Source organism: Pseudogemmobacter bohemicus (assembly GCF_003290025.1).
Lineage (GTDB): Bacteria > Pseudomonadota > Alphaproteobacteria > Rhodobacterales > Rhodobacteraceae > Pseudogemmobacter > Pseudogemmobacter bohemicus.
This window is the reverse complement of the sequence record NZ_QNHG01000001.1, coordinates 547,183-567,059: the sequence shown is the minus strand read 5'-3', so window position 1 is coordinate 567,059 and position 19,877 is coordinate 547,183. Positions and strand designations below refer to the sequence as shown.

Sequence of the window (19,877 nt, the reverse complement as noted above, 5' to 3'; positions counted from 1 at the left end):
GCATATCCCCCGCACAGAGCCTGTGCAGCGCCTGTGCCGTGAACCACGGTTACCGCCCGCACCAATGCTGCTATCTTCCGCCGCAGACCAATACCGGAGTTCCCCATGCAAGCCCGCAACACGGCTGCCAGCTATGGCCGCGTCAGCCGCATCTTCCACTGGCTGACCGCCGCCCTGATCCTCACCACCTTCCCCCTTGGCATGATCGCCGGGAACCTGCCCTATGCCACATCCGAGGAACTGGCGCTGAAGGCGCAGCTCTTTTCGATCCATAAAACCCTTGGCGTCACCGTGTTCTTCGTAGCCCTGGCCCGCATCCTCTGGGCCCTGACCGAGACCCGCCCCGCCCCGATCCATCCCGGCCGCAAGCTGGAAACCTTCGCGGCAGAGCTGGTTCACTGGTCGCTCTATGCATCGCTGGTGCTGGTGCCGCTTTCGGGCTGGATCCATCACGCCGCCGTCGAAGGTTTCGCACCGATCCTCTGGCCCTTCGGCCAAAACCTGCCCTTTGTCCCGAAATCCGAAAGCATCGGCCATATTTTCGGCATCATGCACGGGATCTTCACCAAGATCCTGCTGGCCTCGCTGGTCCTCCATATCGCCGGAGCACTGAAACATGTGGTGATCGACCGCGATGTGACGCTGGCGCGGATGGTCAAAGGCACGCCCTCCCAGGCCGGAACCCCGCATCAGGCGCGGGCGCCGATGGTGGTGGCCCTTCTCCTCTGGCTGGCCGCAGGCTTTGGCGCCTGGACGATCTCGCGCCCCGATCCCACCAATGCCGCAGCCCCCACCGCCGAAGTCACTGTCGCCGAAGCCCCAACCGCCCCCGCCGCGCCCCCGGCCGCCGAAGCCGCCGCCGGCAGCTGGCAGGTCGAAAGCGGCAGCCTCGCCCTCTCGGTGCAACAAATGGGCAGCGCGGTTGCCGGCAGCTTCGCCACCTGGTCCGCCGATATCACCTTTGACGAGACCCCGACCGATGGCACCAACGGCGCCGTCACCGTGAAAATCGACACGACAAGCCTCAGCCTCGGCTCGGTCTCCGACCAGGCGAAGGGTGCCGATTTCTTCGACGTCGCAAATTACCCGGCTGCGATCTTCACCGCCACGATCCGCGAAGACGGTGAGGCCTATATCGCCGAAGGCAGCCTCGATCTGCGCGGCAAGACGATCCCCGTCACGCTCCCTTTCACCCTCACCATGACCGGGACCGGCGCCGCGATGAAAGGCGAGACCACGCTTGACCGCCGCGATTTCGCGATGGGGGAAAACTATAATGACGAATCCTCTGTAGGTTTCCCCGTTCTGGTGACAATCGAATTGACCGCCAGGCGGCCCGAATAACGGCTCCGATCCTTGAAAACTCTAAACGCGCGCCCTTCGCTGCGCGCGTTTTTATTTTACCGCCCCCTGTCGCCCTGCAAGGATACCCCCCCAGGAAGACAGCCTCACCAAAAGAATAAGGCCGCCCGAATCTCTCCGAACGGCCTTTCGAACAGCGTCCAAACCTCAGTGGATCACTCGGCTTTGCCAGCCTCGATGTTGATCGTCACCGGAATCTCGTCGGCGATAAAGGGGGTGAACATGCCAAGGCCCCATTCCGAGCGCAGCAAAGTGGTGGTCGCGGTGAAACCTGCCCACTCTTTCTTCAGCATCGGCTGCTCGCCCACCTGGGTCAGAGTGGCATCCAGCACAACATCTTTGGTCACCCCGTTCATCGACAGGCTGCCGGTAATCAAAGCCGTGGTTTCTCCGGTCACTTCAATCGACGTCGATTTGAAGCTCACCGTCTCAGCCTTTGCCGGATCGAAGAAATCGGCCGTAGCGAAATGCTGGTCGCGCGCTTCCCAGCCGGTCAGCATCATGGAAACCGGAAACGTCACTTCGACGGAGCTGTCAGCCGGATTCTCCTGATCAAACATGATCGTGCCTTCGAAACCGCTGAACATCCCCGTCATGGTCGAGAAGCCAAGGTGATTGAAGGTGAACAAAATTTGGCTATGGCTGGGGTCGAGTGTGTATTTCACGGGTTCTGCAAATGCAGGCGCCGAGATAAGGCTGGCCAGAGCGGCCGCAAAAGCGAAAGAGCGCGAAGGCTTCATGTTCAGAACTCCGAAAAAACATCCATGGTGTCAAACTGCGCCGCAACTTCCCTGAGACACAATTCAGCACAAGCGAACACCATCCCTGCAAAGATGAACACCCTCTGCCAGAGTAAGGCCCACGCACATCCGCAAAGAATCGCCGGTACCCGCGCAGATCCTTTGACCGTTTCAGGCTTTGCAGGCTTGTGCCGCAGGCTTTTCCCTGTATAAGGCCGCATCCTTTCCGAATACCCATGAACCGGCGTAGCCTCTCGTGGACGGGCCCGGAAAGGTCTTTGCCCGTCCTATGAAGCCGCCCTGTCAGCAAGGAAGCCTCATGCCGCTTTACGAGCATGTCTTCATCGCGCGCCAGGATCTTTCCAACGCGCAGGCCGAAGGCCTCATCGAACATTTCTCCACGGTTCTCGCGGATAACGGCGGCAAGGTCGTCGAGCACGAGTACTGGGGCGTCAAAACGATGGCCTATAAGATCAACAAGAACCGCAAGGGCCATTTCACCCTGCTGAAGTCGGATGCTCCGGCTGCCGCAGTGCAGGAAATGGAACGTCTGATGCGTCTGCATGACGACGTGATGCGTATCCTGACCATCAAGGTCGATAAGCACACCGACGGCCCCTCGGTTCAGATGCAGAAACGTGACGAGCGTGAAGGCCGTGGCGACCGCGAAGGCGGCGACCGTGGCGGTTACGAACGCCGCGAGCGTCGCTGATCAACGCCTGAAGAAAGGTCCATAAACCATGGCGAATAAACCGTTTTTCCGCCGCCGCAAGGTTTGCCCCTTCTCGGGCGACAATGCTCCGGCAATCGACTACAAAGACACCCGCCTCCTGCAGCGCTACATCTCCGAGCGCGGCAAGATCGTCCCCTCGCGCATCACCGCCGTCTCGGCGAAGAAGCAGCGTGAACTGGCACGGGCCATCAAGCGCGCACGGTTCCTTGCGCTGCTGCCCTATGCCGTGAAGTGAGGAGCACAGACCTATGCAAGTGATCCTTCTCCAGCGCGTGGCGAAACTTGGCCAGATGGGCGAAGTCGTCAACGTGAAGCCGGGCTATGCCCGCAACTTCCTCCTGCCGCAAGGCAAGGCGCTGCGCGCCAATGAGGCGAATATCAAAGGCTTCGAGTCCCGCAAGGCGCAGCTTGAAGCCAACAACCTGGAAACGAAGAAAGAGGCCGAAGTCGTTGCTGCCAGGCTCGACGGTCAGACCTTCATCGTGATCCGTTCGGCTTCCGAATCGGGCGCGCTTTACGGCTCGGTCACCCCGCGTGACATCGCCGAAATCGCGACCGCCGAAGGCTTCACCCTCGCCCGCACCCAGATCGTTCAGGATCAGCCGATCAAGTTCCTCGGCATCCACGACGTCAATGTCGTGCTGCACCCGGAAGTCTCGGTCGCTGTGAAAGTGAACGTGGCCCGTTCGGTCGAAGAAGCCGAACTCCAGGCTTCGGGCAAGTCGGTCCAGGAACTCGCAGCCGAGGCGGAAGCCCAGGCCGAATTCGAGATCTCGGAACTGTTCGACGAAATGGGCGCTGCCGCCTCGGACGACGAATAAGCCCTCTCGCTTACCAGACAGAAAGGCCGCGCCCCCGGGTGCGGCCTTTTTCATTGCCCTGTTGCCCCCTGATCCGCCGCTGCTCCGTTTTGCGCCACAGCCCTTCCCGCTCCCTTACCAGTCCTGACAGCCTCGCCCAATCCATTTTTGTTATAATATTGCACAATCAATCAATAACAGGATCCATGATCATGGCCTATTCGCTCTCCCGCCCGCTCACCCCGAGCGCGCTTTTCCTCACCGCCTCGCTTTCCCTCGCCCAGGCCTGAACTGCAGGCAAGGATCACGATCACGCGCATGATCATTCCCATGTGCAGGACGACGCCAAAGCCCGGATCTACAACGGCAGCCAGGGCGCGGCCCGCCCGCTCTCCGACTGGGAGGGCGCCTGGCAATCGGTCTGTCCGCTGCTGAAAGACGGCATGCCCGCCCCGGTCTTGGCGCAGAAGACCGATCACGGCGACAAATCCGCCGCCAAATACAAAGCCTGCTACGAGACCGGCTTGCCACCGATACCAACGCGATCACCTTCCAGGGAGGCCAGATCAGCGTCCCCCGCGCCGGCGAGACTGCAACCGGCACCTATGCCAGCGACGGATACGAGATCCTGAGCTATGAAAAGGGCAATCGCGGCGTCCGCTTCATCTTCAAAAAGACCACCGGCGATGCGGGCGGCCGGGGTTTATCCAGTTCAGCGACCATATCATTGCGCCGCAAAAGGCGGATCACTTCCACCTCTATTTCGGTGATGATCGCGCCGCGCTGCTGTCGGAAGTCATCAACTGGCCGACCTGTTACCCAGCCGCACTGAGCCGGGCGGAAATCGTCGACGAGATAAACGCGCACTAACCCCTTCCGAAGCAACGAAAAAGGGCGGCCTCCCGGCCGCCCTTTCCCGTTTCCGTTCCCGCGATCAGCAGGAATAGTACATCGCATATTCGATCGGGTGCGGCGTATGCTCGTAAGCATACACTTCTTCCCATTTCAGACCGATATAGGCCTCCAGCTGGTCTTTGGTGAACACGTCGCCTGCAAGCAGGAAGTCCATGTCCTTTTCCAGCTCTTCCAGAGCCTCGCGGAGCGAACCGCAAACGGTCGGGATTGCTGCCAGTTCTTCCGGCGGCAGGTCGTAAAGGTCCTTGTCCGATGCCGGGCCCGGATCAATCTTGTTCTTGATCCCGTCCAGACCAGCCATCAGCAACGCCGCAAAGGCCAGGTAGGGGTTCGCGGCCGGATCAGGGAAACGAGCCTCAACACGCTTTGCTTTCGGCGATTCGGTCCACGGAATACGCACGCAGCCCGAGCGGTTGCGGGCGGAGTAAGCCCGCAGAACCGGCGCTTCAAAGCCCGGGATCAGACGCTTATAGCTGTTGGTCGAAGGGTTCGTCAGCGCGTTCAGCGCTTTGGCGTGCTTCAGGATGCCGCCGATGAACCACAGGGCCTCCTGCGACAGATCCGCATATTTGTCGCCCGCGAAAAGCGGCTTGCCGCCCTTCCAGATCGACATGTTCACATGCATCCCCGAGCCGTTATCGCCCTTCATGGGCTTGGGCATAAAGGTCACGGTCTTGCCATAAGCATGGGCCACATTGTGGATCACATACTTATATTTCTGAATGTTATCAGCCTGTTCAACCAGACCACCAAAGATCATCCCCAGCTCGTGCTGGCAGGTGGCGACCTCGTGGTGATGCTTGTCGACCTTCATTCCGATGCGCTTCATGGTCGAGAGCATCTCGCCGCGCAGGTCCTGGGCCTCATCCACCGGATTGACCGGGAAATAGCCGCCCTTATGGGCCGCACGATGGGCGAGGTTGCCGCCTTCGATCTCGGCATCGGTATTCCAGGCAGCCGCCTCGGCGTCTATCTGGAACGAGACCTTTTGCGGGGTCACCGAATAGCGCACATCGTCGAAGATGAAGAATTCAGCTTCCGGGCCGAAATAGGCGGTATCGCCGATGCCCGATGCTTTCAGATAGGCCTCTGCCTTGGTCGCGGTCTGACGCGGGCAACGGTCATAGGCCTCGTTGGTGTCGGGCTCGACCACGTTGCAATGCACCGCGAGCGTTTTCTCGGCATAGAAGGGGTCGAGATAGATCGAGGTCGGGTCAGGGATAAGTTTCATGTCGGACTGATCAATCGACTTCCAGCCCGCGATCGACGAACCGTCGAACATAAAGCCTTCTTCGAACCAGTCTTCGTCGATCAGATCAACAACCAGCGTGACGTGCTGGAGCTTGCCTTTCGGGTCGGTGAAGCGGACGTCGACATATTCGACCTCCTCGTCCTTGATCAGTTTGAGAGCCTTCGCAACCGCGCTCATCTGACTGCCTTTCGTTCAGGGTTAACACTATCCGGGCTGTGCGGAGCCTCCGCCCTGCCCGCATTCGGAATTCTTGAGATCAGATCGCCAGATCAGATCATCGGGTCAGATCGCATCATCGCCGGTTTCGCCGGTACGGATGCGGATCGCCTGCTCGACCGGCGAGACGAAGATCTTGCCGTCGCCGATCTTGTCGGTGCGGGCTGCCGAGACGATGGCCTCGACCGCAGCCTCGACCATATCATCGGCCAGGATCACCTCGATCTTCACCTTGGGCAGGAAGTCGACGACATATTCGGCACCACGATACAACTCGGTATGGCCTTTCTGACGACCGAACCCTTTGACCTCGGTAACCGAGAGCCCCTGGATGCCCGCCTCTTGCAGCGCTTCCTTGACCTCGTCCAGTTTGAAGGGCTTGATGATCGCCTCAACCTTCTTCATCCGCCGACTCCTCCGTTCTTGTCCCTGACCATCGACCATTTTCGCATCAGAGCGGCAATCGGGATAGGCTGACAAGCAGGAAAGCCTGGCGGAAATTCGCATGTGTTGCACAAAATTTAATCATACCGTCGCAAAAACAGGCGAAACAGAAACCCCTATGCAGCGAACAGGCAAAAAATGAGCGAAATTCTGGCCGGCGCTCAGATGCGGGCGGTGGAACAGGCGGCGATTGCCAGCGGCGCGGTCTCGGGGCTGGAACTGATGGAGCGCGCCGGCCAGGGCGTGGTCGAGGCCATTCTGGCGCATTGGCCGGATGAGGGCCCGCGCCGGGCGGTGGTGCTGTGCGGGCCGGGCAACAATGGCGGCGATGGCTTCGTGATCGCGCGGCTTTTGCACCTGAAGGGCTGGCGGGTGCGGGTGCTGGCCGCGACACGCCCGGGCCAGATGCCGCCCGATGCCGCCTTGAACGCGCGGCGCTGGTGGGCTTTCGGCCCGGTTGAGGCGCTGACCGAGCGCAATCTGCGCCGCGAAGAGGCCGAAATCTTCGTCGATGCGATTTTCGGCATCGGCCTCTCGCGACCGCCGGAGGGCGAGATCCGCACTGTGCTGACCCATCTCGGCGGCCGCAACGGCGATATTTACTGGCCGCAGATAGTGGCGGTGGATGTGCCATCGGGGCTTTGCGCCGATAGCGGCCGCAGCCTCGCCCCGCAACTCCACGGCATGCCGCCGAGGGTGGCGCTGACGGTCACCTTTGACAGCCCGAAGCCCGGCCATTTCCTCGGCCTCGGCCCCGGGATCTGCGGCAGGCTGCAGGTGGTCGATATCGGGGTGGCGCCCTGGCGGCAGATGCCAGATCCCAAACCGCGCAAATCGGGCGGTGGCGCGGCCTGGATTGGTGCGCGCAGACTGGCGATGCTCGGTCAGGTGACGCCGGCCAGCGAACCGGTTCTGGTCTCCGCACCGCCAGGCAGTTTCGCGCCTTCAGCCCTGTCAAAGGCGGGCTGGGTGGCGGCGGATCAGACCCATAAATTCACCTTTGGCCATGCGCTGGTGCTGGCCGGAGGGCCGGGGCGCGGCGGCGCGGCGCGGCTCTCGGCCCGGGCCGCTTTACGGGTGGGGGCCGGGCTGGTCACCCTGGCACCGCCTCCCGATGCCCTGGCCGAGAATGCGGCACGTCTGGACGAGGTCATGCTGCATCCCCTGCCCGATGCCGGCGCGCTGACCGGGTTGCTGAGCGACAGGCGGATCCGGGCGCTGTGCCTTGGCCCGGGCCTTGGAACCGGCGCGCGCGAGGCGGCGCTGGTGACGGCGGCGCTGGACTGGGCGCCGCCCGGTGAGGGCTATGCGGTGACTGGCGGGCTGATGCTGGATGCCGATGCGCTGACGATTCTGGCGGGCAGAACCGGTCTCGCCAGGACGCTGCCACCGCGCTGCATCCTGACGCCACATGGTGGTGAATTTGCCCGGCTCTTCCCCGATATCGCAGCAAAGCTGGCAGCCGATCCGGGTTCAGGTCCGGCTTATTCAAAGCTTGATGCCGCGCGCGAGGCGGCTGCGCGCGCCGGCTGTGTGGTTCTGCTCAAGGGGCCGGATACGGTGATCGCGGATCAGACCGGCCGCGCGGCGATCCATTCCGCCAGCGGCGCAAGGGCGGCGCCCTGGCTGGCCACTGCCGGCTCCGGCGATGTGCTGGCCGGTCTGATCACCGGCTTGCTGGCCCGCGGGCAGCAGCCGTTTCAGGCTGCCTGTATCGCTGCCTGGCTGCATGTGGAAAGCGCGCTGAGTTTCGGCCCCGGGCTGATTGCCGGCGATCTGATCGGGGAACTGCCCAGGGTCATGCGCCGGCTGGGATTGTGACCGGGGCGCCCCTGCGCGGTTGCGACAGCCTCCGGCGGAAGTATCGGCGCCAGCATGAAATGACAAAGCGCGGCTGGCCGGATGGGCGCCGCGCTTTTTGTTCAGGGGCAGGCCTGGCTCAGGCGGCGGTCTTCTGGCCTTCGCAGAGGAGTTCCATACCATTGGCATAGATGACTTCGTCGTGATCGAATTTCAGCGAGAAGATACGGATTTCACTGACCAGCTCGGGGCGGATATAATCGCCGTCGCACAGACGCTGTGCCTCGATCATCGCGACCCCCTGGCCGTAAAGCGCTTTGGCACGCCAGTCGCGCAGCATGATCTTCTGGCCGGGCGCGATGAAGCAATCGGCTTCGGGGCGGTCATGGCCAAGCGCCGAAGCGCTGACGCGGATCATATCGGCATCGCGCAACACCGAAACTTCGACCGATTTCAGCACCCTGGCGCCCGAGCGGGAGATCACGCGGTCGCCCGGTGCCAGGAACTGGACGGGCAGCTCGCCCTCAAGGGTAAGAACCGTGGTGCCGACGGTGAGGCCGGAGGCTGCGGTGACTTCGACAGCCGGAAGCAAGGTTTCGACGCTGAGGAGGCTTTCGATGGTCATCGTCTTGTCCCTGATATCGGCGCTTATTGACTCTGTTTCGCCGCCGACTGTGGCAGGAATTGGACCTGCCTGCGCTCATTTTCAGGCTTTTGCCGTCTGCCCTGCCCGGCTTATGGCCGGAATGTGGCAATGATTTTCCTCTCGCATCCATCTGGCGCCTTTGCTAGAAGGGCGCGGATTTTCCGGGGATATACGGGGACCGGGTTCAGCCCATGGGCGGACGGTCCCCGTTTCTCATCCCGGAGGAACATGAGACGTGCGGGTGTGGCGGAATTGGCAGACGCACCGGATTTAGGTTCCGGCGCCTTACGGCGTGGGGGTTCAAGTCCCTTCACCCGCACCATTTGAGGATTGGGAAGGTACACGAGATGCAGGTCACCGAGACCCTGAAAGACGGCCTGAAGCGCGGCTATACCATCACGGTGACCGCCGCCGAACTGGATGCCAAAGTCCAGGAAAAGCTGCTTGAAGCGCAGCCCGACATTGAAATCAAGGGCTTCCGCAAGGGCAAGGTGCCGCTGGCGATCCTTCGCAAGCAATTCGGCGACCGCCTCATGGGTGAGGCCATGCAGGATGCCGTCGATGGCGCCATGAAGGATCACTTCGAGGCGACCGGCGACCGTCCGGCGCTGCAGCCCGAGATCAAGATGGCTGAAGGTGAGACCTGGTCGCCCGAGAAGGATGTCGTGGTCACTGTGGCCTATGAGATCCTGCCGGAGATCCCGGAGCTCGACACATCGAAGGTCGCTCTGGAAAAGCTGGTCGTCAAAGCCGCCGAATCCGATGTTGACGAGGCGCTGAAAAACCTCGCCGACAATGCGAAGAATTTCGAGGACCGCAAGAAGGGTTCGAAAGCGAAAGATGGCGACCAGGTCGTGATCGACTTTGAAGGCTTCGTCGAGGGCGAGGCTTTCGAGGGCGGCAAGGGCGAAGGCTATCCGCTGGTTCTGGGCTCGAACAGCTTCATCCCCGGTTTCGAGGATCAGCTGGTCGGCGCCAAAGCCGGTGACGAGATCGAGGTCAGGGTGACCTTCCCGGCCGAATATGGCGCGGCGCATCTTGCGGGCAAAGAGGCCCTGTTCAAATGCACCGTGCATGAGGTCAAGGCGCCGAAAGCGGCCGAGATCGACGACGAGCTGGCGAAGAAATTCGGCGCCGAGGACCTGGCCGCTCTCAAAACCCAGATCGGTGAGCGCCTTGAGGCCGAGTATAAAGGCGCCTCGCGCGCCGTGCTGAAACGCGCGCTGCTGGACCAGCTGGATGGTCTCGTGTCGTTCGAGCTGCCGTCGAAACTGCTGGAGGCGGAAGCCAGCCAGATCGCGCATCAGCTCTGGCATGAAGAGCACCCGGAAGAGCATGGCCATAACCACGGCAATATCGAGCCGACCGACGAGCATAAGAAACTCGCCGAGCGTCGCGTGCGCCTGGGCCTTCTGCTTGCCGAAATCGGCCGCAAGGCCGAGGTCACCGTGACCGATGCCGAAATGACCCAGGCCGTGATCCAGACCGCCCGCCAGTATCCGGGCCAGGAGCGCGCCTATTTCGAATTCGTGCAGAAGAACCCGCAGATCCAGCAGCAGCTGCGCGCGCCGATCTTCGAGGATAAGGTTGTCGATCACATCGTCGGCCTTGCCAAAGTGACCGAGAAAGACGTGTCGAAAGACGATCTCCAGAAAGCCGTCGAGGCGCTGGACGAACTCTGATCCAGGGATCAGCGTGGAAATAGGGCCGCTCCCTTGCCGGGGCGGCCTTTTTTCTGGCCGGTTGATTTGCGGGAATTATTTCCGCCGCCCCACCCTGCCGGGCTTTCGCCGCCCCGGCGCCGGCGCTAGTTTTGCGCCATGACAGCCGACAACGCCATCCTGCAGACCCGCCTGCCCTTGCTGCCCTGGATGGATCCGCGCAGCAGCCGCCTGCCCGGTATCCAGCCTTTGACCGATGACAGCTGGATCGCCCGGGACGAGGCGTTTTCCGGCCAGATGGCCCGGCGCGATGCGCTGATTGCGGCGGTGCCAGAGCGCGTTCATGCGCTGTTGCCCGAGGCAGAGCCGGCGGCGCGCGAATTATATGACATGATCCTCGCACGGCTGGCGGCTGATCCTGGCTACCAGCTGGGCGCCGGAGCGATCACGCGACCCGATGGGGTGCGGCTGCGCCCGGATCCGGAGCAACCGCTGCTGACACTGGGGCGGCTGGTGCAGGAGGATCTCTGCATTCTGGAGACCGGCGAAGGCAGCCACCGCCTGACCGGCGCGATCCTGTGCTTCCCCGCCGGCTGGACGCTGTCGCAAAAGATCGGCCGCTCGCTTTTGCGCATCCATGAGCCGGTCGAGCCCTATGATGAGCGGCTGGCAAAAGGGGTGCAGCGGCTCTTCGATGCGATCCGGCCGGAACAGCCGCTCTGGCGGATGAATTACCTGACCTATGACGATCCGGAGCTGCATCAGCCGCGGCCGGAAAGCCAGCCGCGACCGCGGCCCCGGCAGCACCGCTATATCCGGTGTGAGAAACAGTCACTGATCCGGCTGCCGGTCAGCCGGGCGGTGGTGTTCTCGATCCATACCTGGCTGGTCGGCGCCGGGACGGTGACAGCGGAAGAGCACGCCGCGCTGCTGGCGGCGGTGCACTAGCGGCTGCGCGACGATTACTCGCCGGTGCGGCGGATCTTGCGCAGATCCTCGCCATTGAAATGGGCGAGACCGGCGCGGATCGCGCCATAGGGCAAGGCAAAGGCGATCATCCAATAGCCGAGGATGCGCGCCGCACCCTCTTCGACGCCGCTCCGCAGGCGTTGGACCAGGGAAAGCGACGGCATGGCGCCAGCGGATTCCGGCTGCGACGCCGCCGCGCTGCGCAACCGGGGTTTCCCGGCGGCCTGCTCTGCCTGGGGATTTTTGAGAATGTCCCGGATCGCGGCCAGCTCATCCGAGATCCCCCCGCCCACAGCGCTGTCCTGCTCTGCCCCGGCAGAGCGGGCGGTGGCCGACCGGGCTTTTGCAACAGGCCGGCCAGACCTGGCCTGAACCTCGCCCGAGGAAGCGCCATCGCGGAACAGATCGCGATAGGCCTGGTCGATTTCCTTTGGTGCACTGATATAGGCATTGGGCTGTGCCAGTTCCGAGGCGCGGCGCAGAATGCCTGCCCCGCTCAGAACCGCGCGCCCGGTGCTGGCCGCCGATGGCAGGAACCGTCCGGTACGGCCAAGGCGGTCCTCGGGGATCCTGAGACGGCCGGCCCGCATTTCGCCGGCGATCTCGCTGGCACTGCTGCCGCAGCGGGACAGGATGCCGGACACAGTCTCACGCCCGATTTTCAGAGCGACACGGGCAAAGGCGCGCGGCTCGAACGGGGGTTTCTGGCTGCCTTCGGCCCAGATGGCCGGGCGCGATTCATCACTGCCGTTTTTCATCATCTTAAATCCGTCACTCATATAATTCGGAAAGCCCCGGCGCAGACGCCTGATCTTCCCTGCCAAACTTGCCCCACCGGGCGCAGATTCCCCCGAACCCGCAGTCCCGGATCCCGACCCTTCCGGTACCGGATATACCCGTCCCCCAGTCCCGCCCGCAGCCGAGGCCGGCCCTGTCGTCACAGTCTGCTATCCGACCGCAACCAGACCTGATTTAAGCACTCAGGCGGCAGGAATGAGCCCAGAAAAAGACCCAAAAACGGCACAAATATGGCACTGTGCCACTGATCGGGACAGTGCCGCCCGGCGCCGTGCATCGTCCTCGACCGGGCAATTATCCGCCCAAATTTCAATCACAAGATGTGGCAAATCAGAGATTTCACCCGGCACCGATGGCACGGGATCCTGCCGCCTCTCTGCCACCAAGAATGGCCAGTGCCAGCGCCCGCATCGGCGCCACCGCGAAAATGTCGGTACTGTCGCGCAGCCGGTCAAAGCCCAGCCGGGCGGCGTAGAAGACCGCTGCACGCTCGGCCGCGCGGCGGGGCGACAGGCCGGCTTTGACCAGCAGGTTCTGGAGTTCCGCAAGCCGCCAGGAATCGACCCTGGCCAGTGCCGCCGCAACCATGACATCGACCCGCGCCCAATCGCGGATCGCGCGTTCGATCATCACGGCGCAAGGCTCATCGGGATCGGCCGAGGATGTCGGGTCGCCCGGGCCCGGAACCATGGCCTCATCCGCCAGTTCCAGCAGCCGGGCCAAAGCCAGCCTTTCGCCGCCTTCCGCCGCAACGGAAGGCAAAACCGGATGCTGTGAGGTTCGCTCCCACAGGGCGATCAGCTCAAGGCGAAAGCCGGTGAGATCAGCGAAAAAGCTGTAAAAACCCGCCCGCGATGCGCCGGGACAATCGCAAAGAACCGCGATGTTCAGCGCATGATGGCCGGAGCGGGCAAGGAGGGAGACCCCCCGCATCAGCCAGTCGCCGCGCTCAAGGCGGCTGGGACGGGTATAGCCTGGCACCCGCCAGGCGGTGGCGGGCATCCGGGGTATGGGGGCATCCGCCCTTTGCTGCGGTCTTGCCACAGGCTGCGATGCCGCCTCCGGCTGCTGCCCGGTGACCGGCCGGGGCGCTGGCTGCGTCATTGTCTGCATCTCTGGCACCGGCTGCGGCACAGGCTGTGGCGCGGGCTGTGCCGCAGCCCGCTGCAGCGGCAAGGGTGCCTGCGCCATGGCCTGCCTTATGCCGCCCGATGCAAAAATCTGGCCGCGCAGTGCCTTTTGCCGCTCCTCCCGGTCGCTCCGGTCCTCGGGTCGCAGCAGCAGTTTCATCGCGGGCTCCTTCTGTCGCCTTGGGTCTGTCACCCGACCCTAGGAGCGCGAAGGTTAAGGAATCGCTGCGATACACCCGCCCATTCGCGGAAATCCCGCCATCAGCGCGTGGTTTCAGAGATCATTATAGCGCGCCACCCGCGCCGCGCCGCCGGCAACCGGCGTAAAACGCAGGTCGATGCCTTTTTCCTCAAGCCGGTAGCAGGCGGTTTCCTGACCTGGCCAGAGCAGACAGACCGTCTCGTCGCCCTGGCTCCACCGCCCCCAGGTCTCGCCCGAGAGCACACGGCCATCGGCGAAAAACCCCCAGGTCACGCCATCGGCGAATTGCATCGTGCGCGCCGCCAGCACGGCCTCCATCCGGTCATCGGGCACCTCGGCCCAGTCGACCGCCGCCTGCCCCGCCCCACCGGCAAGGATCAGCACTACCGCCGCCAGTTTCCACAGCCTTCCCGTCATTCCGATCCGCCATTTCTGCGTGCATTTATGCACGATTGCTTGCACCTGCCCCAGCCGCTCTTTATGGGAAGCGCATCCAAGCCGCCAGTCAGAGGTCCGTGATGATCCCGCGCTATTCCCGCCCCGAAATGGTCGCCATCTGGTCGCCCGAGACGAAATTCCGTATCTGGTACGAGATCGAGGCCCATGCCTGCGATGCTCAGGCCGATCTTGGCGTGATCCCGCGCGAGAATGCCGCTGCCGTCTGGAAGGCCAGGGATGTGGCCTTTGACGTGGCGCGGATCGACGAGATCGAGGCGGTGACCAAACATGACGTCATCGCCTTCCTCACGCACCTGGCCGAGATCATCGGCGCCGATGAGGCGCGCTTCGTGCATCAGGGCATGACCTCCTCCGACGTGCTCGACACCACGCTGAATATCCAGCTGGTGCGCGCCTCCGACATCCTGATCCAGGGCGTCGAGCGGGTACTGGCGGCGCTGAAGACCCGCGCCTTCGAGCATAAGGATACGGTGCGGATTGGCCGCAGCCACGGCATCCATGCCGAGCCGACCACCATGGGCCTGACCTTCGCGCGGTTCTATGCCGAGATGGACCGCAACCTGCGTCGTCTGAAAGCCGCGAAAGATGAAATCCGCACCGGCGCGATCTCGGGCGCGGTCGGCACCTTCGCCAATATCGACCCGCGCGTCGAAGACTATGTCTGCGCGAAACTGGGGCTGGAGCCCGAGCCGGTCTCGACCCAGGTGATCCCGCGCGACCGCCATGCGATGTTCTTTGCGACCCTTGGCGTGATCGCCTCGTCGATTGAGAACATCGCCACCGAGATCCGCCATATGCAACGGACCGAAGTGCTTGAGGCGGAAGAGTTCTTCTCGCCCGGCCAGAAGGGTTCGTCCGCGATGCCGCATAAGCGGAACCCGGTTCTGACCGAGAACCTCACCGGCCTCGCGCGCCTTGTCCGCATGTCGGTGATCCCGGCGCTGGAGAATGTGGCGCTCTGGCATGAGCGCGACATCTCGCATTCCTCGGTCGAGCGCGCGATTGGCCCCGACACCACCGTGACGCTGGATTTCGCGCTGAACCGGCTGGCGGGTGTGATTGAGAAACTGGTGATCTACCCGGAAAACATGCTGAAAAACATGAACAAGTTCAAAGGGCTTGTCATGTCGCAGCGCGTTCTTCTGGCGCTGACCCAGGCGGGTGTCTCGCGCGAAGACAGCTACCGTCTCGTGCAGCGCAACGCGATGAAAGTCTGGGAACAGGGCGCCGATTTCAAGACCGAGCTGCTTGGCGATGCCGAAGTGACGAAGGCACTGTCCCCCGCTGAGATCGAGGAGAAATTCGATCTCGGCTACCATACCAAACATGTCGACACGATTTTTGCCCGCGTTTTCGGCAAATAGGGCCTGAACCGGCGGAATTCCCGCGCTTGTGATCCTCATATGATCCCCCGACTGCATTTTCCACGCAGGCGGGGGATTTTTCATGTCATCCTGCGTGGGTCGTCATTCCGGCGACCGCAAACAGGAGGACTAAAGATGACGAGCCGCATGCGCGTGGCCGCGATGATCGCCGTGCTTCCCCTGATGCTGATGCCGGGCCTTGCCTCGGCGCGCGACTGTACGAAACCGAAAGACACCACCGCCTCGACCTGCCTGCCCGGATCGGTCTGGGATGAGACCAGCTCGGCCTGTGTGGCGCAGCCGGCCAGCTGATCCGGTCAAAGCGATGATCCCGGCCCGCGACGCACCGCTGTCGCGGGCTTTTTGCGCCGCAGCATTCACGCAAAAAAAACGGCCAGAAAAACCGGCCCTGGCAACCTGCCATTAACCTCACCTTGCCAGGATCAGCCTGAGATCAGGTTGAGAGGCAGGATATGTCCCATGGGGTTCAGCTGGCGCGGATCACGCCGGCCCAGCGTGCGGTTCAGGGTGGTCAGTATAGTGGTCAGGGCAACGGCTTGCGCCGGATGCTCAGCGCGCGGGAAAAGGCCGCGGTGGTGGTGCGCTATATGCTCTCGCAAGGGGCCGAGCTGCCGATTGCACAACTGCCCGATCATCTCCAGACCGCCCTGGCCGAGCAGATGGGCCAGATGCGGCTGGTGGATCGCGAAACGCTGGATCAGGTCGTCTCTGAATTCATGGCCGAGCTGGAATCGGTCGGCCTCGCCTTTCCCGGCGGGCTGGAGGGCGCGCTGAACGCGATGGATGGGCATATTTCGCAATCGACCGCCAGCCGGTTGCGCAGGAAGGTCGGCGTCGGCTCGCGCGGCGACCCGTGGGAGCGTCTGGGCACCCTGCCGCCCGAACGCCTGGTCCCGGTGCTGGAAAACGAGGCGATCGAGGTCGCCGCCGTGATCCTGTCAAAAATGCCGGTGCAGAAGGCGGCCGAGTTTTTGGGGAAACTGCCGGGAGAGCGCGCGCGCCGCATCGCTTTCGCGGTGTCGCAAACCGCCAATACCGACCCCGATACCGTGCGCAGGATCGGCATTGCGGTGCTGGGCCAGATCGACGCGCAGCCACCGAAAGCCTTTGACCGCGGCCCGGTCGAACGGGTGGGGGCAATCCTCAATGTCTCGCCCGCCCAGGTGCGCGAGGATGTGCTGAAAGGGCTGGAAGACGAGGATGCGGACTTCGCCGAAGAGGTGCGCCGCGCCATCTTTACCTATGCGCATTTCCCCTCCCGCGTCACCGGCCGCGATATTCCGAAAGTGGTGCGGCTGGTCGATCAGGCAACGCTGGTCACCGCTGTCGCTTTCAGCAAAGGCAAGCCGCCGCTGGAGGCCGCGAGCGAGTTCATCCTCGCCTGTATCTCGCAGCGGATGGCGCAGAATATCCGCGAAGAGGTTGAACAGGCAGCCAGGGTCAAAGACAAGGACGGAGAGGCCGCGATGAACGCCATCGTCGCCGCCGCGCGCAGTCTGGAAGCCCAGGGCGAGTTGGTGATGATGCTGCCGGAAGAGGGGGAGTGAGCCGTCACCGTCGCAGCCCGGTGGAGTACCGGGAAGCGGCGCGGCGCCGGCCCCGATATTGCACCGGGCCGGTTGATGAGGCCATTTCCCCGGTGACGATCAGCTCTGTAAGGCCCCCGCCCGGATGATCTGTCGGGGCGGCTGCGCAGCAACACAAAGGATTGCCCCCGATGGCCTCAGAAAGACACCCGGCTGCGTGAGCCCGCGCTCCAGGACGCGCGCCCGGCGCAGCTGGTTTTCGCCGCCGCGCCGCTTCCGGTGACCGTCCCGTGCGCGCCGGTGCGTTCCGTCAGCCCGCCCTGATCGCCACAGATCTCGCAGCTGAATTTCTTCATCGCGTCCCTGGCCGGCCGCGGTGATCCGTAACGCAGCGTCCTGACCTCTCCGATCCAGGTTTCAGCCCCTTGCCTGCCGGTTGCGGTCATCGGCATGAAACACGCCGGCACACCCTCCTGCCAGGCCAGATCCCGGATGCCGCCGTCACTCCTGCAAGTCACCGATGCGCCGGATCTTTGGCAGCCGATATTTCTGTTCCAGCGATTCCGCCGTGAAATGATCGGCCAAAACCTGGCAATCGCGCTTTCGCTGCCGACCGGCGCCCCGTTGATGCCTTTACAGATACAGAAAGACCAGGCAGCCGCGGCGATCCGAAAAGAGCCTGCAAATTCCGTGAATTGCCAGTTACCTGCATGAAACCGCCCGCTCAGATCCTGCCGGATCACGCCGCGACGCCCCGGCTTATCAGCCGCGCCCCGGTGGATCTGCACAAAGTCCGAGCACCCTTGTCTCTTCCGACGCCTCCCTCTAGCGTCGCCGCCATCATGCAAACCGCACAGAACCCCGCGCGAGGCATCCTTCTGATGGTCCTCGCAATTGTTGCCTTCACCCTGCTCGATGCGAGCGCAAAGGGTCTTTTGCAGCGCTACCCCGCCCCCCAGGTGATCTGGGCGCGCTTTCTGGGCCAGGTTCTGATCGTTGTGCTGATCCTGCGCGGGCGAAGCCTCGCCATGTGCCGCACCAGCTATCCCGGCCTGCATGTGCTGCGCGCGTTTTTCCAGGTCACCACCGCCGCGCTGTTCTTCACCTCGCTGAATTTCATTGGCCTCGCAGAGGCAACCGCGCTGACCGATACCAGCCCGGTGCTGGTGACGCTTGGCGCCGCCCTTTTCCTCGGCGAGCGGCTGGGGCCAAGGCGGGTCATCGCGATCTGTGTCGCCCTGATCGGGGCGCTGATCATCGTACGCCCGGGTGCCGGCGTGTTCACCTGGTGGGCGCTGATGCCGCTGGCCGCCGCCGTCTCTTTCGCCGCCAATTCGCTCCTGACCCGCCGCATCGGCCAATATGAGCCGGTCTGGACCGCGATGCTCTGGGGCGGGCTGTTCGGAACGCTCGCCTTTTCACTGCTGCTCCCGTCCAATTGGGAGCCGATCGCCGCCGCCGATCTGCCGCTTTTCATCTTTGTCGGCTGCATCGGCACCCTGGGCCAGGTGCTGATGATCCGCTCGCTCTCGATTGCCGAGGCTGGCACCGTGGCGCCCTTCACCTATATCGGCGTGGTGTTTGCGACGCTTTGGGGCGCGCTGTTCTTCGCCGAATATCCAGATTTCTGGACGGTGACCGGCGCGCTTGTGATCGTCGGGGCCGGTCTCTATGTCTGGCACCGCGAAACGCGCCTGCACCGGCGCTGATCCGGAAACAATGGCAGCAGACAGACGGGCCAGAGGATGAGCGAGACACAAGAGGCAAAACCCGGCCACTGGCTGCAGGACCGCCTGTTCCGGGCGCTGATCTGGTGTCTTCTGGCGCTGCCCTACCGGATTCGCGTGCCGCTTTGCGGCTGGATCGTCTCGCGGGTGATCGCGCCCCTGGCCGGCTATCGTCGCCGGATCCGCAACAATCTGGCGCTGGTAATGCCGGAACTGTCGAAAGCCGAAATCGAAAAGATCGTCCGCCAGGTGCCCGACAATGTCGGCCGCACCCTGATCGAGATCTATTCCGGCGCCGAATTCATCGCCCGCGCGTCGCATCTGCCGCTGACCGGCGCGGGCGTCACCGCGCTGGAGGAGGCCCATCGCACCAGCCGCCCCGTCATCCTCGTCACCGCGCATTTCGGCAATTACGACGCCACCCGCGCGGCGCTGATCGCACGGGGCTTTCCGGTCGGCGCGCTCTACATGAATATGTCGAACCGCTATTTCAACGACCATTACCTCAGGGCGATTTCCTCCATCGGAACGCCGCTGTTTCCGCGCGGGCGCGAGGGGCTGGGGCAGATGGTGAAATTCCTGCGCCAGGGCGGAATGCTTGGCATGCTGATAGACCAGCATATGACCCGGGCGCCGCTTTTGGGCTTTTTCGGCCATGAGGCGCAGACGGCGCTGTCGGCGGCGGAACTCGCATTGAAATATGACGCGCTTTGCGTGCCGGTCTATGCGGTGCGCCAGCAGGATGGGCTGTCCTTTCAGGTCATCGTCGAGGAGCCGATCCCGCATGGCGATCCGGTCGCGATGACCCAGGCGCTGAATGACAGCCTTGAAGCGCTGGTGCGGCGCTATCCCGGCCAGTGGTTCTGGATCCATAAACGCTGGAAACATGGCGGAGCAAAGATCAGCCGCGCGGCGCCGTAAGCCGGCCAGAGCCGCTTTCTGATCCCGCGGCGACCTGACCGCAAGACATCTTCGCTCTGTACAATTACCGCCAGATCCCGGTTGTTTTCGACCGGAGCCGCGATACTCTTTCGCGGCATTTTCTTATCTTAATCATGCTTTCAAGAATTTGTTCGATGATCCGGGTATTTATACTCCTGACGGCGATTTTT

General features: G+C 63.1%; 21 protein-coding genes, 1 tRNA gene and 1 pseudogene. 15 read left to right on the top strand and 8 right to left on the bottom strand.

What is annotated here, in order from left to right:
* The first annotated feature begins 105 nt into the window (after positions 1–105).
* A complete protein-coding gene (locus DRF71_RS02670; protein WP_112309035.1) occupies positions 106–1,344 on the top strand; it encodes a cytochrome b/b6 domain-containing protein in 1,239 nt (412 codons plus the stop codon).
* Between the two features lie 173 nt (positions 1,345–1,517).
* Here the strand turns inward: DRF71_RS02670 and DRF71_RS02665 are convergent, their stop codons facing one another.
* A complete protein-coding gene (locus DRF71_RS02665) occupies positions 1,518–2,102 on the bottom strand; it encodes a YceI family protein (RefSeq protein WP_112309034.1) in 585 nt (194 codons plus the stop codon).
* A 319-nt stretch (positions 2,103–2,421) separates the two neighbouring features.
* Here DRF71_RS02665 and rpsF point away from each other — a divergent pair, with 319 nt between their 5' ends.
* The 4 genes and pseudogenes from rpsF to DRF71_RS29305 all read left to right on the top strand — a co-directional run bounded on the left by rpsF (position 2,422) and on the right by DRF71_RS29305 (position 4,505).
* Positions 2,422–2,814 carry a 30S ribosomal protein S6 gene (gene rpsF, locus DRF71_RS02660; RefSeq protein ID WP_092896604.1) on the top strand — a complete coding sequence of 131 codons (393 nt, stop codon included), beginning with the start codon at positions 2,422–2,424 and terminating at the stop codon, positions 2,812–2,814.
* A gap of 28 nt (positions 2,815–2,842) precedes the next feature.
* The gene (rpsR, locus tag DRF71_RS02655) at positions 2,843–3,070 is read left to right on the top strand and encodes a 30S ribosomal protein S18 (protein WP_011747229.1); all 228 of its coding nucleotides are present in this window, start codon (positions 2,843–2,845) and stop codon (positions 3,068–3,070) included.
* A 13-nt stretch (positions 3,071–3,083) separates the two neighbouring features.
* Entirely contained in the window at positions 3,084–3,656 is a 573-nt protein-coding gene (gene rplI, locus DRF71_RS02650) for a 50S ribosomal protein L9 (RefSeq protein WP_112309033.1), read from the top strand.
* 311 nt (positions 3,657–3,967) lie between these two features.
* Positions 3,968–4,505: pseudogene (locus DRF71_RS29305) on the top strand (ZinT family metal-binding protein).
* A gap of 64 nt (positions 4,506–4,569) precedes the next feature.
* On the opposite strand, the gene glnA reads toward DRF71_RS29305, so the two are convergent.
* Both glnA and DRF71_RS02635 read right to left on the bottom strand, forming a co-directional pair.
* The gene (gene glnA / locus DRF71_RS02640) at positions 4,570–5,979 is read right to left on the bottom strand and encodes a type I glutamate--ammonia ligase (RefSeq protein ID WP_112309032.1); all 1,410 of its coding nucleotides are present in this window, start codon (positions 5,977–5,979) and stop codon (positions 4,570–4,572) included.
* Between the two features lie 105 nt (positions 5,980–6,084).
* The gene (locus DRF71_RS02635) at positions 6,085–6,423 is read right to left on the bottom strand and encodes a P-II family nitrogen regulator (protein WP_092896596.1); all 339 of its coding nucleotides are present in this window, start codon (positions 6,421–6,423) and stop codon (positions 6,085–6,087) included.
* Between the two features lie 177 nt (positions 6,424–6,600).
* Between DRF71_RS02635 and DRF71_RS02630 the strand changes: the two genes are divergently transcribed.
* Positions 6,601–8,283 carry an NAD(P)H-hydrate dehydratase gene (locus DRF71_RS02630; protein ID WP_112309031.1) on the top strand — a complete coding sequence of 561 codons (1,683 nt, stop codon included), beginning with the start codon at positions 6,601–6,603 and terminating at the stop codon, positions 8,281–8,283.
* Between the two features lie 118 nt (positions 8,284–8,401).
* Here the strand turns inward: DRF71_RS02630 and DRF71_RS02625 are convergent, their stop codons facing one another.
* Entirely contained in the window at positions 8,402–8,887 is a 486-nt protein-coding gene (locus DRF71_RS02625; RefSeq protein ID WP_112309030.1) for a Hint domain-containing protein, read from the bottom strand.
* A gap of 258 nt (positions 8,888–9,145) precedes the next feature.
* Between DRF71_RS02625 and DRF71_RS02620 the strand changes: the two genes are divergently transcribed.
* From DRF71_RS02620 to DRF71_RS02610, 3 genes are all read left to right on the top strand, one after another.
* Positions 9,146–9,230: transfer RNA gene (locus DRF71_RS02620), tRNA-Leu, on the top strand.
* 25 nt (positions 9,231–9,255) lie between these two features.
* Complete coding sequence (gene tig, locus DRF71_RS02615; RefSeq protein WP_112309029.1) at positions 9,256–10,590, top strand: trigger factor; 1,335 nt, start codon at positions 9,256–9,258, stop codon at positions 10,588–10,590.
* A 138-nt stretch (positions 10,591–10,728) separates the two neighbouring features.
* Positions 10,729–11,517, top strand: coding sequence for a heme-dependent oxidative N-demethylase family protein (locus tag DRF71_RS02610; RefSeq protein ID WP_112309028.1), 789 nt, complete (start codon positions 10,729–10,731; stop codon positions 11,515–11,517).
* A 14-nt stretch (positions 11,518–11,531) separates the two neighbouring features.
* On the opposite strand, the gene DRF71_RS02605 is transcribed toward DRF71_RS02610, so the two are convergent.
* The 3 genes from DRF71_RS02605 to DRF71_RS02595 form a co-directional block, all read right to left on the bottom strand.
* A complete protein-coding gene (locus DRF71_RS02605; protein ID WP_157970893.1) occupies positions 11,532–12,296 on the bottom strand; it encodes a hypothetical protein in 765 nt (254 codons plus the stop codon).
* Positions 12,297–12,675: 379 nt separating this feature from the next.
* Complete coding sequence (locus tag DRF71_RS02600; RefSeq protein WP_112309026.1) at positions 12,676–13,626, bottom strand: hypothetical protein; 951 nt, start codon at positions 13,624–13,626, stop codon at positions 12,676–12,678.
* 114 nt (positions 13,627–13,740) lie between these two features.
* Positions 13,741–14,085: a hypothetical protein gene (locus tag DRF71_RS02595; protein ID WP_157970892.1), complete on the bottom strand. Its 345-nt coding sequence runs from the start codon at positions 14,083–14,085 to the stop codon at positions 13,741–13,743.
* Between the two features lie 101 nt (positions 14,086–14,186).
* On the opposite strand from DRF71_RS02595, the gene purB reads away from it, so the two are divergent.
* From purB to DRF71_RS02585, 3 genes are all read left to right on the top strand, one after another.
* Complete coding sequence (gene purB / locus DRF71_RS02590; RefSeq protein WP_112309024.1) at positions 14,187–15,491, top strand: adenylosuccinate lyase; 1,305 nt, start codon at positions 14,187–14,189, stop codon at positions 15,489–15,491.
* 135 nt (positions 15,492–15,626) lie between these two features.
* Positions 15,627–15,803: a hypothetical protein gene (locus DRF71_RS27145; protein ID WP_157970891.1), complete on the top strand. Its 177-nt coding sequence runs from the start codon at positions 15,627–15,629 to the stop codon at positions 15,801–15,803.
* Between the two features lie 161 nt (positions 15,804–15,964).
* Positions 15,965–17,059 (top strand): flagellar motor switch protein FliG, encoded by a 1,095-nt coding sequence (locus tag DRF71_RS02585; RefSeq protein WP_112309023.1) that lies wholly within the window; start codon positions 15,965–15,967, stop codon positions 17,057–17,059.
* A gap of 176 nt (positions 17,060–17,235) precedes the next feature.
* Here DRF71_RS02585 and DRF71_RS27140 read toward each other — a convergent pair whose 3' ends face one another.
* Complete coding sequence (locus DRF71_RS27140; protein WP_157970890.1) at positions 17,236–17,490, bottom strand: hypothetical protein; 255 nt, start codon at positions 17,488–17,490, stop codon at positions 17,236–17,238.
* Here DRF71_RS27140 and DRF71_RS27135 point away from each other — a divergent pair.
* The 3 genes from DRF71_RS27135 (at position 17,489) to DRF71_RS02570 (ending at position 19,686) form a co-directional block, all read left to right on the top strand.
* A complete protein-coding gene (locus DRF71_RS27135; RefSeq protein ID WP_157970889.1) occupies positions 17,489–17,752 on the top strand; it encodes a hypothetical protein in 264 nt (87 codons plus the stop codon). The two genes, DRF71_RS27140 and DRF71_RS27135, sit on opposite strands and share 2 nt — an antisense overlap.
* 128 nt (positions 17,753–17,880) lie before the next feature.
* A complete protein-coding gene (locus DRF71_RS02575; protein WP_112309021.1) occupies positions 17,881–18,747 on the top strand; it encodes a DMT family transporter in 867 nt (288 codons plus the stop codon).
* 36 nt (positions 18,748–18,783) lie between these two features.
* A complete protein-coding gene (locus DRF71_RS02570) occupies positions 18,784–19,686 on the top strand; it encodes a lysophospholipid acyltransferase family protein (RefSeq protein ID WP_112309020.1) in 903 nt (300 codons plus the stop codon).
* The last annotated feature ends 191 nt before the right edge of the window (positions 19,687–19,877 follow it).